Source organism: Sphingomonas sp. HT-1 (assembly GCF_048568905.1).
GTDB lineage: Bacteria > Pseudomonadota > Alphaproteobacteria > Sphingomonadales > Sphingomonadaceae > Sphingomonas.
This window is the reverse complement of sequence record NZ_CP183770.1, coordinates 2,002,886-2,015,602: the sequence shown is the minus strand read 5'-3', so window position 1 is coordinate 2,015,602 and position 12,717 is coordinate 2,002,886. Positions and strand designations below refer to the sequence as shown.

Genomic DNA, 12,717 nt, shown 5'->3' with positions numbered 1-12,717 from the left:
ATTGGTTCAGCTGCGCTGCGCCATGAGCCAGGTACGGATAGCGCTGGCGAGGTTGGGCGGATCCTCGGCGCCGATGCGGGCATGATCGATCGCCGCGACCAGCGCGCTGAGCGGTAGAGAGGCTTTGCCCGCTGCGGCCTCCAGCGCCGCCCAGAAGATCGGCTCGAGGCTGATCGAAGTGGGGTGGCCGGCGATGGTGATCGACCGCTTCACCGGCCCGTGAAAGCCCCCGGGCGGAGGCACGATCTCCGGCCCCGCCATAAATTATTCGCTGTCGAACAGCGCGGCGAGCTGTTCGACCATGGTGCCGGCGAGCTGCTCCGCGTCCATGATCGTCACGGCGCGGCTGTAATAGCGGGTCACGTCATGGCCGATGCCGATCGCGACCAGCTCCACCGGCGAGCGCGCCTCGATCCAGCCGATCACCTGGCGCAGATGGCGTTCCAGATACGAGCCCGAATTTACCGAAAGCGTGGAGTCGTCGACCGGCGCGCCGTCGGAGATCACCATCAGGATCTTGCGATCCTCGGGCCGCGCGATCATCCGGCTATGTGCCCAGAGCAGCGCCTCGCCGTCGATATTTTCCTTGAGCAGCCCTTCGCGCATCATCAGGCCGAGCGACTTCTTGGCGCGCCGCCAGGGCTCGTCGGCCTGCTTGTAGACGATGTGGCGCAGATCGTTGAGGCGGCCGGGCTGGGCGACGCGCCCTTCGGCCAGCCAGCGCTCGCGCGATTGCCCGCCCTTCCAGGCACGCGTGGTGAAACCGAGGATCTCGGTCTTCACGCCGACGCGCTCCAGCGTGCGGGCAAGGATGTCGGCGCTGATCGCGGCGATCGAAATCGGGCGGCCGCGCATCGAGCCGCTATTGTCGATCAGCAGCGTCACCACCGTGTCCTTGAACTCGGTATCGCGCTCGACCTTGTAGCTGAGCGACTGCATCGGATTGACCACCACGCGCGCCAGCCGGGCGGCGTCGAGAAGGCCTTCGTCCTGATCGAAATCCCAGCTGCGGTTCTGCTGCGCCATCAGCCGGCGCTGGAGCCGGTTCGCGAGCTTGGTGACGGCGCCCTGAAGGTGGACGAGCTGCTGATCGAGATAGGAGCGCAGGCGTTCCAGCTCGTCGGTGTCGCACAGATCGGTGGCGGCCACCACTTCGTCGAACTGGGTGGTGAAGGCGCGATATTCGAAGCTGGGCGGCAGATCGCTCCACGGACGGTTCGGGCGGACCGGCATCATGCCTTCGTCGCCATCGTCCCCCGGCTCGCCGTCGCCATCGTCCATCGCATCGGACTGTTGCTGCTGGTCGCCTTCCTCGCCCTGATCGCTTTCGCGCTGTTCGCCGCGCGCCTCGGTCTGGCCCTCACCCTGCTGCTGCTGGGATTCGCCTTCCTCGTCGCCCTGTTCCTGCTGCTCTTCCTGGCCTTCCTCCTCGCCACCGCCTTCATCGGCTTCGTCGGGGACCATCTCGCCTTCGGTCAGCTCGAGATCCTGAAGCAGCTTGGAAGCAAGGTCGGCAAAGGCGCGCTGATCGTCGATCGCGAGCGACAACGCATCGAGATCGGCACCGGCCCGCTCCTCGATCCACTCGCGCACCAGCGCCAGGCCGAGCGCCGCGCTCGACGGCGACTCCCGCTCGGTGAGCCGTTCGCGCACCATCAGACCGACCGCGGTGGACAGCGGCACTTCGTCGCGCGTGCGGGCGCGGCCGATCGGATCGGAGCGCAGGCGCATGGCGAGCGCCTGTTCCAGATTATCGGCAATGCCGGCATAGCCGCGCGACCCCAGCGCTTCGACCCGAGCGGTCTCGATTGCGTCGTACACGGCGCGGGCGACGGGTTCGTGCGGGGCGGTGCGCGCGTGCAGCGCACCGTCGTGCAGGCGCATCCGCAGCGCAAAGCCGTCGGCGAAGCCGCGGGCTTCCGCCACCTGCTCCGGCGGCAGCGTGCGCGAGGGCATCGGCACCTTCACCGTCTTGCCGCTCTGGAACGGAGCATCGGCGGTGAAACCGAATTCGAGTTCGGCAGTGCCGGAGAGCGCACGCGCGGTCCCCGCGAGCACGTCCCGGAAGCGATCGAGGGGAGAATCCTGCGCCATCCCTTCCACATGCGCCCGGCCCGCGCAAAGTCAAGAAAGGCCGAGGGATCCTGTGGAGCGGGCGACCGAACGGTCCTCCTTTCGGAGCTGCTGTTCCTGAACCGGTTGGTGCGGCGGCGCAGCGATCGGGCGGCGCGCGGCGGAGACCTGCACGCGGCGCAAGTGCCCGACGCCGCCTGAGCGCTTGCGCGACCGCGCGGCGGCGACCATGGGCGGGGCGGTTTTTCCTGTTGCGAGGTTCCGCATGGCTGCCCTTCGGCGCTGGATCGATCCCTATCTGCTGCTGCTGATCGCCACGGTCGGCATTGCTGCGCTGGTGCCGGCGCAGGGCGGCTGGGCGACCGTGGCCGACCAGGCGGTGACGATCGCGGTGGCGCTGCTGTTCTTTCTCTATGGCGCGCGGCTGGCGCCGTCGGCGATCTGGGCGGGGCTGGCCAACTGGCGGCTGCAGCTTAGCGTGCTGTTCAGCACCTTCCTGCTGTTCCCGCTGATCGGCCTGGGGGCCTTCGCGCTGGCCGGTCCGCTGCTGCCGGGCGGGATCGCCACCGGGTTGCTGTTCCTGTGCCTGCTGCCGTCGACGGTGCAATCGTCGATCGCGTTCACCTCGATCGCCCGCGGCAACGTGCCGGCGGCGCTGTGCAGTGCCTCGCTGTCCAACCTGATCGGGGTGCTGATCACGCCGTTGCTGGTAGCGCTGCTGCTGCCGAGCGGGAGCGGGGCGGGCTTTTCGCTTTCGTCGATCGAGTCGATCGCGATGCAGATCCTGCTGCCCTTCGCGGCGGGGCAGGCGGCGCGGCCGCTGATCGGCGGCTTCATCCTCAGGCACCGGGTGCTGACGATGGCGGTCGACCGCGGATCGATCCTGCTCGTCGTCTATGCCGCGTTCAGTGAAGGCATGGTCGCGGGGGTGTGGACGCAGGTATCGCCGGCGGACCTCGTGCTGGTGCTGGCGTTCAACGCCGTGATCCTGGCCATCGCCATCACGGCGACGATGGTCGGCAGCCGCAGGCTGGGCTTCGCCAAGGAGGACGAGATCGCCATCGTCTTCTGCGGATCGAAGAAGAGCATGGCGAGCGGCATCCCGATGGCGACGATCCTTTTCCCCGGCGGCGCGGTGAGCCTTATCGTGCTGCCGCTGATGATCTTCCACCAGCTCCAGCTGTTCGTCTGCGCGGTGCTGGCGCGTCGCTATGCGGAGCGGCCGTGATGCGGGTGCTGCTCACCGGATCGTCAGGCTGGCTGGGGCGCTTCCTGGCGCCGGTGCTGCGCGAGTCGGGCCATGCCGTGACCGGGCTGGATGTCGCTCCGGGCGTGGATACCGACGTACTCGGTTCGGTCGCCGATCGGGCGCTGCTGGAGCGGGTGTTCGCCGAACGCGGTATCGAGGCGGTGATCCATGCCGGCGGGCTGCACAAGCCGGACATCGCGCGGTATTCGGCGCAGACCTTCGTAGAGGTGAACGTCACCGGCACGCTGAACCTGATAGAATGCGCCGTCGCGGCGGGGCATGACCGGTTCGTCTTCACCTCGACCACCTCGCTGATGATTTCCCAGGCGATCCGCGACGAGGCGGGCGACGCGGCGGTGTGGCTGGACGAGACGAGCGGCCCGATCGAGCCCCGGAACATCTATGGCGTGACCAAGCTCGCCGCCGAAGGGCTGTGCCGGATCGCATGGCTGGAGCAGGGGTTGGCGACGATCGTGCTGCGCACCAGCCGCTTCTTCCCGGAGGACGACGATACGCATCGCACGCCTTCGGGCGAGAATCTGAAGGCAAACGAGTTCCTGCATCGCCGGCTGACCGTGGAGGATGCGGCGCGGGCCCATCTGGTGGCGCTGGAGCGGGCGCCGGCGGTGGGGCACGGCGTGTTCGTGATCTCCGCCCCGACGCCGTTCGCGCGAGGGGATTGCGCCGAACTGAAGCGCGATGCGGCGGGGGTGATCGCGCGGGCGTTTCCGGATGCGGCGGCGCTTTATGCCGCGCGGAACTGGACGCTGCCGACGAGCATCGGCCGGGTCTATGATGCGGAGCGCGCCGAGCGCGTGCTGGGCTTTCGCTGCGAGACCGACTTCGCGGCGGTACTGGCGGCGCTGCGCGACGGCGCGCCGCTGCCGTTCGCGCACGATCCCGCCTATGTCTCGCCCAAGGAGCCCGCGCGCTGAACGCGCGCCAAGTTCGTGCATATCGACGCCTGGCGCGCTGAAGCTCTTGGAACGGCCAACTTGATCTACACGGACTATTGACTCGGAAGGCAGTCAACAATAGCGTGGCGATGTTAACGTAAACATCGTGCGGTCGAGGTTTGTCGCTGGGGCGATCAACTCGCGCCGGGCGGTGTGAGTGCGCGACTATAAAGACGAAGTAATAGGGTAGGCTGGGGAGGATCTGATCGGCAGGCGTGGTGCATTGCTGCACCGCGAGACGAACGACTGCGCCTTGGCGCCGGAGCTTGCGCACCGCCGCCGTCATTGCCGTCCGCTGCCGCTATCCCTTCCAGGTCCGCGACCCATCGGAACCCGACAAAGGGAGGTAGAGGATGTTCGACAATAAACGGGATCGCCGCCGCGCCTGGCTGCGCTCGACTTCCACCCGGATCATTGCCGCGGGGCTGAGCTTCGCGCCGCTGCCGGCGCTGGCGCAGACGGCACCCGCGCCCGCGCCGCTCCCCCAGGCGGCGGATGAAGCGCCAGCGCAGGCACGGACCAACGTTTCCGATGCGCAAGCGACCGAAATCGTCGTCACCGGATCGCGCATCGCGGTAAGCGGCTTCACCGCGCCGACGCCCACCACGGTGCTGGGCGACGAGCAGATTGCCGCGAATGCCCAGCCCAACGTGTTCACCACGATCGCCCAGCTGCCGTCTCTGCAGGGTTCGAGCGGCACGCAAGTCAACACCTTCAGCACGTCCAGCGGGCAGCAGGGGCTGAGCTCCTTTTCGCTGCGCGGCCTGGGTACGATCCGCACGCTGACGCTGCTCGACAGCCAGCGGGTGGTGGGCGCGAACGTTACCGGCGTGCCCGATGTGAGCCTGTTCCCGCAGCTGCTGATCCAGCGCGTGGACATCGTCAATGGCGGCGCATCGGCGTCCTACGGCTCGGACGCGGTGGGCGGCGTGGTGAACTTCATCACCGACACTCGCTTCAAGGGCATTCGCGGCAACGTCCAGGGCGGCGTGACCACCTATGGCGACGACGCCACGGGACTGATCCAGCTGGCGGCGGGCACCAGCGCGCTGGGCGACCGGCTGCACCTGGTCGGCAGCGCCGAGTATAGCAAGGAAGAGGGCATCGGCGGCGGCGAGTTCGGCATCGGGCTGGCCAATGGCCGCGACTGGTTCACCCAGCGCACCTTGATCGACCGCGGCGTTCGCAACGACGGCATGCCGCAGTTTCTGGTGCGCGATTACGCCCAGTCGACCACCTTCACCAAATATGGCCTGATCACGGCCGGCCCGCTGCAGGGCATTGCCTTCGACCAGAGCGGGCAGCCCTTCCAGTTCCAGTACGGATCGAACGGCGTGCCGGCGCGCAACGCGGCGGGCACGATCAGCGGCTGCTATCCCGGCTTCTGCCTGGGCGGCGACCTTTCGGGCAATGTCGATGCCGGCCGCTCGCTCAAATCGGCGATCCAGCGGGTCAACAGCTATGGCCGGGTCGGCTTCGACGTCGCACCGGACAACGAGCTCTATTTCACCTTCAACATCGGCCAGGTGAAGACCAACAACCAGCCGGTGAACGGGCAGAACCGGCCCGGGCTGACACTGCAATGCGCCAACCCGTTTGTCCCCGCACTGGTGCAGAATGCCTGTGCCGCAGCGGGCATCACCAGCTTCCAGTTCGGCACCAGCAACGCGGCGCTGGGCAACACGCGCGTCTATACCAATCGCCGGCAATATCGCTTCGTGCTGGGCGGCAAGGGCAAGATCGAGGTCGCCGGCACGCCCTGGACCTACGACATCTATGGCGAGCACGGCACCAACTACACCGACATCGACGTCAACAATATCCTGCTCTCCCGCCGCTTCAATCAGGCGATCGACGCGACCACACTGAACGGCGCGATCGTCTGCCGCGATGCCACGGCGCGGGCCAATGGCTGTCAGCCGCTCAACATCATCGGCGGCAACCCATCGGCGGCGGCGCTCGCCTATATCATGCCCGAGGCCGGGCCGTATCAGCGCACCCGCCAGACCCAGGACGTGGCGAGCATCAACATCTCGGGCTCGCCGGTCGATCTGTGGGCCGGGCCGCTGTCCATCGCGTTCGGCGGCGAATATCGCCACGAATATTACAAGGTTCGCGCCGACCCCTATGGCGCCGGCTTCGACGCGACCGCGCCAGGCGGCGACTATCCGGCCGATCCGGTGCTGCTGGCCACCGGCAACAACTGGTATGCCGGCAACTACAAGAACGGCCAGGGCGCCTATAGCGTCAAGGAAGCATTTTTCGAGGCGAACCTGCCCTTCCTGCGCTCCGAAGCGCTGGGCCGCGCCAATCTGAACGGCGCGGTGCGGGTGACCGACTACAGCACGTCGGGCACCGTTTGGGCGTGGAAGATCGGCGGCACCTGGGACCTGCCGATCGACGGTTTCCGCATCCGCGGCGTCACCTCGCGCGACGTGCGTGCGCCCAACCTTTCCGAACTGTTCGCCGCGCCGGTGACAACGACGCTGCCGAACTTCTTCGATCCGTTCAACAACACGAACGTGCTGGTGATCCAGAACGCGATCGGGAACACCGCGCTTCGCCCCGAAATCGCGCGCAACACCACCGCCGGCATCACCCTTGCCAATCCGCGATGGGCGCCGGGGCTGAGCCTGTCGTTCGACTGGTACAAGATCAAGATCAACGAAGTGATCTCGAGCCTGGCGGCGACCGACATCGTCAACCTGTGCTTCCTGCAAGTGCTGCCGGAGACGTGCGGCGCGTTCAACCTGAGCAATACCGCCGGGCCGAACTTCATCAACGTCCAGGCCTTCAACCTGGCGTCGATCCGCACCGAAGGGTTCGACATCGAGGCGAGTTATCGCTGGCAGCGGCCGCTGGGGCTGCCCGGCAACCTGACCGTGCGCGCATTGGCGACGCATGTGATCAACAACATCACCGATACCGGCCTGCCGGGCACGGTGCCCGTCGAGAATGCCGGCAACAATCTGGGCGCGACGCCGAACTGGAAGTGGCTGGCGGTGCAGACCTATGATTCCGGCCGCTTCTCGCTGCTGGTGCAGGAGCGCTGGTTCAGCGCGGGCACGATCGGCAACCAATATGTCGTATGCCAGAGCGGTTGCCCCGCCTCCACCGCGACGCGGCCGACGATCGACAACAACTATATCCCCGGCGCCTTCTATCTCGACATCGGCGCGACGTTCGACGTGGTGAAGGGCGTGACGCTGTACGGCAAGGTCGACAATCTGTTCGATCGCGATCCGGCGCGCTCGACCATCTTCAACAATCCGGCACTCTACGACCAGATCGGCCGGGTGTACCGGGCCGGCGTGCGGTTCAAGTTCTGAGGATTGGCAGCGGAGGTGGGGGTGCCACCTCCGCTGCCCATCAAAGGACCGGCTATGAACGCAATGGCCCGCCGCCACGCGCTTGGCGGCGCCCGCGGTGCTCTGGCATAGCTGTGCCCGATCGTCTGTGGGTGGATGAAGATGCATATAGGGGCGCGGTTGGGGTTGGGCGTGGCAACGCTCGTCGTGCTGGGCGTGGGCGGGCTGGTCGGCGCCTCCGAATGGGTGCTCCGCCGCAGCCATGCCGTGCCGCTCACCCCGATCGCGGTGCCGCACGATGCCGCGGCGCTGGCAGAGGGATCGCGGCTGGCGACGCTCACCGGCTGCAAGAGCTGCCATGGCGACGGCAGGGGCGCGGTGTGGACGCCGGTCGACTGGCGCGAGGGCCAGGTCGCCCCGCCGCCGATCGCCCGCAGCGCCGCGCGCTATTCCGACGCCGAACTCGCCCGGCTGATCCGCCAGGGCGTGACGAAGGAGGGGCGGACGCTGTTCATCATGCCCGCCTGGTCGATGACGTACCTTGCCGATGACGATGTCGGCCGGATCATCGCCTGGATCCGCAGCCTCAAGCCCGCGCCGGACGACGTGCAGGCTAGCACCTGGTTCGGCCCTGTCGGCCGCTGGAAGATCCTGACCGGGAAGACCCGCCCGAGCCTGGTGGCGGACCCGCACGGCGTGGCGAAGCGGCCGGCCGATCCGGGCCGGTACCTGACGCAGGTGCTATGCTCCGAATGCCATGCGCTCACCGAGCCGCGCGCGCACGACGGCAAGCCGGTGCCGCCGCTCGCGCCAATGGCCGCCTCCTATGCACCGGCCGAGTTCCGTCGGCTGCTGCACGACGGCGTTGGGGCCGGCGGCCGCGATGTCGGCTTCATGGGCACGATCGTGAAGGAAAACCTCCACGCACTCCGCCCGGACGAGGTGGAGGCGGTGCAGCGCTATCTACGTGAGATGCTGCCGGAGTGATCGGCTGGAAGTGGGTGGCTAGCTGCCGTCCGTTACGCTTTCGAGTGCGCGCTTTTCTATCAACCCACAGCTCAACAACGTTCAGGGCAAAGAGCGTCGCACAGAAGCAGACCATAAAACCGTTTTCTAGCGCTGGGCTGATGTGAATGAGTTTCCAATAAGATGCAGCAAATATTGCGCCACAGATCAAACCCGCCCCGCCGATAACCTGCCGAAGTGCGGCCATCCCCTTCTTCTCCTCCTGACGTTGTATAGCAGCGAGGATGAGCAGTTGCGCGAAGGTCCGCAACTGGGCGGAAGCCGCCAGTCTGCGGCCGGCGTGGTTCCTCCCCCTCCGAGCCGCTGTGCGGCCCACCTCCCCTTGGCGGGGGAGGATAGGGTGCGGCAGAAAATGTCCCCAAAGCTTGCATCCGCGCACGATTCGATTAAAGCGCGCGCATGTCGAGTGAACCGCGCACCCTGTACGAGAAGATCTGGGCCGACCATGTCGTCGAGCGCCGGGACGATGGCACCTGCCTGATCTATATCGATCGGCACCTCGTCCACGAAGTCACCAGCCCGCAGGCCTTTGCCGGCCTTCGCGCGGCCGATCGCAAGGTGCGCCGCCCCGACCTTACCCTCGCGGTGCCAGACCACAACCTGCCGACCACCCCGCGCGTTGATGCCGCCGGAGCTCCGCTGCCGATCGCCGATCCGGCCAGCGCGGGCCAGCTCTCGGCGCTGCGCGGCAATGTCGCCGAGTTCGGGGTGCCCTATATCGACGCGCTCGATGCGCGGCAGGGGATCGTCCATGTCGTCGGTCCCGAGCAGGGCTTTACGCTGCCAGGCACGACGCTGGTGTGCGGCGACAGCCACACCTCGGCGCATGGTGCGCTGGGCGCGCTGGCCTTCGGCATCGGCACCAGCGAGGTCGAGCATGTGCTCGCCACGCAGACGCTGCTGCTCAAGCAATCCAAGACCATGGAAGTCCGCGTCGACGGCACGCTCGGCTACGGAGTCAGCGCCAAGGACGTGGTGCTGGCGATCATCGGCAAGATCGGCGCGGCCGGCGGCACCGGCTATGTCATCGAGTTCACCGGCGGGGTGATCCGCGACCTTTCGATCGAGGGGCGGCTCACCATCTCCAACATGTCAATCGAGGGTGGCGCGCGTTCGGGGCTGATCGCGCCGGACCAGAAGACCTTCGACTATCTGAAGGGCCGCCCGATGGCCCCGACCGGCGAGGCATGGGACCGCGCCGTCGCCTATTGGAAGACGCTGCCGACCGACAAGGGCGCGCGCTATGACGCTGTCGTGACGCTGGACGCGGCGGATATCTCGCCGTCGCTCACCTGGGGGACGAGCCCCGAGGACGTGGTGCCGATCACCGGGCTCGTACCCGATCCGCAGAGCTTCGAGGATCCGTCCAAGCGCGCAGCGGCGCAGCGCTCGCTCGACTATATGGGTCTTACGCCGGGCACGGCGATGCAGGACATTCCGGTGGAGCACATCTTCATCGGATCGTGCACCAACAGCCGCATCGAGGATCTGCGCGCAGCCGCGGCAGTGGTGCAGGGCCGCAAGGTCGCCGATCGCATTCGCCAGGCGCTGATCGTGCCGGGCTCTGGGCTGGTGAAGCGGCAGGCCGAGGAAGAGGGGCTCGACCGCATCTTCCTGGAGGCGGGCTTCCAGTGGCGCGAGCCGGGCTGTTCGATGTGCCTGGCGATGAATCCGGACAAGGTACCGCCGGGCGAACGCTGTGCTTCCACTTCCAACCGCAATTTCGTAGGGCGGCAGGGGCCGGGAGCTCGAACCCACCTCGTTTCGCCCGCCATGGCGGCAGCGGCGGCGGTGACCGGGCACCTGACGGACGTTCGCGAGTTAATGGCGAACAACGCGTAACTGATAAGGGGAGATACGCCGTGCAGAAGGCGCTCGTCGCATTGATTGCCGGAACGGTGCTTAGCGGAGTCGCCGCTGCCTATGCGGGTGCGTATCCGCGGCCGGAGACACCGATCAAGACCGTGCCGGCGCTTGAGCGGGTGGTCGTCGCGCCGCGCTGAGCGGCCGGCCGATTGCTGGTCAATTGGGATGGCCGGCGGCCATTCGTTAGGAAAGCTGTGTCCATGCATCTGAACACTGTGTCGGCGGAGCGCCGCTGATGGAGCCAATCCAGCAGGTTTCGGGCCGCGCCTATCCCTGGGGCGCCAAGAACATCGATACGGATATCATCATCCCCGCGCACTGGCTGAAGACCACGACGCGCGAGGGGCTGGGCAAGGGCGCGTTCGAAAGCGTGCGCGCGGAGCCGGGCAATCTGTTCGACGATCCGCGCTATGCGGGTGCGCCGATCCTGGTGGCGGGCGAGAATTTCGGCTGCGGCTCCAGCCGCGAACATGCCGCCTGGGCGCTGGCCGATATGGGCATCAAGGCGGTGATCGCGCCGAGCTTCTCGGACATCTTCTCGGGCAACGCCTTCAAGAACGGCATCGTCACCGTGGTGCTGCCGCAGGAGGCGATCGACCGGCTGGTGCAGGTGGCCACCGCCAACGAGATCACCGTCGACCTGGAGACGATGACCGTCACGACCGACTTCCAGGACCGCTTCGCCTTCGAACTCGACCCGTTCCGCCGCGACTGCCTGATGCAGGGGCTGGACGAGATCGGCATGACGCTGGCACAAGATACCGCGATTTCGAAATTCGAATCCGCGGTTGCGCACGAACGCCCGTGGATCGCTGTAGGAGGCGGACATGAAGGCGTTGCTGTCGAAGGCGTCGGGCGGACCTGATACTCTAAGCCTTGAAGAGCTGCCCGATCCCGTTGCGGGCAAGGGCCAGGTTCTGGTCGCGGTGCAGGCCTGCGCGATCAACTATCCCGACGTGCTGATCATCGAGGACAAGTACCAGTTCAAGCCGCCCCGGCCGTTCGCGCCGGGCGGCGAGATCGCCGGCGTGGTGGAAGCGGTGGGCGAGGGCGTCACCGACTGGGCGCCGGGCGACCGGGTGATCGCGGTGCCGGGCCATGGCGGTCTGGCCGAGAAGCTGGTGCTGAGCCCGGCGCAGCTCTATCGCCTGCCGGAGGGCCGCAGCTTCGAGGAAGGCGCGGCGCTGCTGCTCACCTATGCGACGACGATCCATGCGCTGCTCGATCGGGGCAGGCTGACGGCGGGCCAGACGCTGCTGGTGCTGGGCGCGGCGGGCGGCGTCGGGCTCGCGGCGATCGAGCTGGGCAAGGCGTTCGGCGCGACGGTGGTGGCGGCGGTCTCCTCCGAGGAAAAGGCCGAGGCCGCGCGGGCGGCGGGGGCGGATGCGACCCTGGTCTATCCGCGCGGGCCGCTCGACAAGGAAGCGTCGAAGGCGCTGGCCGAGGCGTTCAAGGCGGCGGTCGGCCCCAAGGGCGCGGACGTGATCTACGACCCCGTAGGCGGCGACTATGCGGAGCCGGCGCTGCGCGCGATCGGCTGGGAGGGGCGCTATCTGGTGGTGGGGTTCCCGGCAGGCATCCCCAAGCTGCCGCTCAACCTGACCTTGCTCAAGAGCTGCGACGTGTGCGGCGTGTTCTGGGGCGCCTTCGCTGCGCGCGATCCGGAAGCCAACCGCGCGCATGTCGAGACGCTGTTCCGGCTGTGGAGCGAAGGCAAGATCGCGCCGCGGGTGACGGAGGTGTTTCCTTTCGCGGAGGGTGGAACGGCGATCGCCAAGATGGCGGCGCGGGCGGTGATCGGGAAGGTTGTGGTGCGGGTGGCCGTGACGTAGCGGAAGGCCTTGTAAGTGGCTAATTGCATGCGTGATATTTGTTTCCACGACGAGCCAGTGGAATGGGCGAGTATGATTGGGTTTCATGACCATGTTACCGATCCTCGCAGTGGGCGACCGGAACCGCATGTGAGCTGGGCAGTGGAGAGCTTTAAGACTTGGGCTACCTGGCTTGCGGTGCTGATGGCTTTGGTGGCTGGTGGATTTTATTACAATAATTTTCATGATGGCGACGGCGCGGCTCGCTTCATTTTCTTCGGGGTTATGCTGGGTGGAATTGCATATTATCGCCGGGTAGCATTGAAGCGAAAGAAGCTGGCGCTGCAGCGTGCGATTGAGTGCTACGAGAAGATGTTGAGCAAGCCGGCGGGTTGAGGGGGCGCCGCCGCCCGCCATCCGGAACCTCC

General features: G+C 67.0%; 11 protein-coding genes. 9 read left to right on the top strand and 2 right to left on the bottom strand.

What is annotated here, in order from left to right; genetic code table 11:
• Positions 1 to 6: 6 nt before the first annotated feature.
• Together ACNFJ7_RS09270 and cobT are read right to left on the bottom strand one after the other, a co-directional pair.
• A complete protein-coding gene (locus ACNFJ7_RS09270) occupies positions 7 to 261 on the bottom strand; it encodes a ribbon-helix-helix domain-containing protein (RefSeq protein ID WP_026009157.1) in 255 nt (84 codons plus the stop codon).
• A 3-nt stretch (positions 262 to 264) separates the two neighbouring features.
• The gene (gene cobT, locus ACNFJ7_RS09265) at positions 265 to 2,094 is read right to left on the bottom strand and encodes a cobaltochelatase subunit CobT (RefSeq protein ID WP_019369607.1); all 1,830 of its coding nucleotides are present in this window, start codon (positions 2,092 to 2,094) and stop codon (positions 265 to 267) included.
• 244 nt (positions 2,095 to 2,338) lie between these two features.
• Between cobT and ACNFJ7_RS09260 the strand changes: the two genes are divergently transcribed.
• From ACNFJ7_RS09260 to ACNFJ7_RS09220, 9 genes are all read left to right on the top strand, one after another.
• Complete coding sequence (locus ACNFJ7_RS09260; RefSeq protein ID WP_058805426.1) at positions 2,339 to 3,301, top strand: bile acid:sodium symporter family protein; 963 nt, start codon at positions 2,339 to 2,341, stop codon at positions 3,299 to 3,301.
• Complete coding sequence (locus ACNFJ7_RS09255) at positions 3,301 to 4,257, top strand: NAD-dependent epimerase/dehydratase family protein (protein ID WP_019369605.1); 957 nt, start codon at positions 3,301 to 3,303, stop codon at positions 4,255 to 4,257. Before ACNFJ7_RS09260 ends, ACNFJ7_RS09255 begins: the two co-directional genes overlap by 1 nt.
• Before the next feature lie 374 nt (positions 4,258 to 4,631).
• Positions 4,632 to 7,607, top strand: a complete 2,976-nt coding sequence (locus tag ACNFJ7_RS09250; protein ID WP_019369604.1) for a TonB-dependent receptor plug domain-containing protein — start codon at positions 4,632 to 4,634, stop codon at positions 7,605 to 7,607.
• A 171-nt stretch (positions 7,608 to 7,778) separates the two neighbouring features.
• The gene (locus ACNFJ7_RS09245; RefSeq protein WP_236704433.1) at positions 7,779 to 8,573 is read left to right on the top strand and encodes a c-type cytochrome; all 795 of its coding nucleotides are present in this window, start codon (positions 7,779 to 7,781) and stop codon (positions 8,571 to 8,573) included.
• A 438-nt stretch (positions 8,574 to 9,011) separates the two neighbouring features.
• Positions 9,012 to 10,454 carry a 3-isopropylmalate dehydratase large subunit gene (gene leuC, locus ACNFJ7_RS09240; protein ID WP_019369602.1) on the top strand — a complete coding sequence of 481 codons (1,443 nt, stop codon included), beginning with the start codon at positions 9,012 to 9,014 and terminating at the stop codon, positions 10,452 to 10,454.
• 20 nt (positions 10,455 to 10,474) lie between these two features.
• On the top strand, positions 10,475 to 10,615 hold the full coding sequence (locus ACNFJ7_RS09235) for a hypothetical protein (RefSeq protein ID WP_019369601.1): 141 nt from the start codon (positions 10,475 to 10,477) through the stop codon (positions 10,613 to 10,615).
• A 98-nt stretch (positions 10,616 to 10,713) separates the two neighbouring features.
• Positions 10,714 to 11,343, top strand: coding sequence for a 3-isopropylmalate dehydratase small subunit (leuD, locus tag ACNFJ7_RS09230; protein WP_019369600.1), 630 nt, complete (start codon positions 10,714 to 10,716; stop codon positions 11,341 to 11,343).
• Positions 11,306 to 12,310, top strand: a complete 1,005-nt coding sequence (locus tag ACNFJ7_RS09225) for an NADPH:quinone oxidoreductase family protein (protein ID WP_019369599.1) — start codon at positions 11,306 to 11,308, stop codon at positions 12,308 to 12,310. The genes leuD and ACNFJ7_RS09225 overlap by 38 nt, the downstream gene beginning before the upstream one ends.
• Before the next feature lie 27 nt (positions 12,311 to 12,337).
• Positions 12,338 to 12,685, top strand: a complete 348-nt coding sequence (locus ACNFJ7_RS09220; protein ID WP_152997774.1) for a hypothetical protein — start codon at positions 12,338 to 12,340, stop codon at positions 12,683 to 12,685.
• Positions 12,686 to 12,717 lie beyond the last annotated feature (32 nt).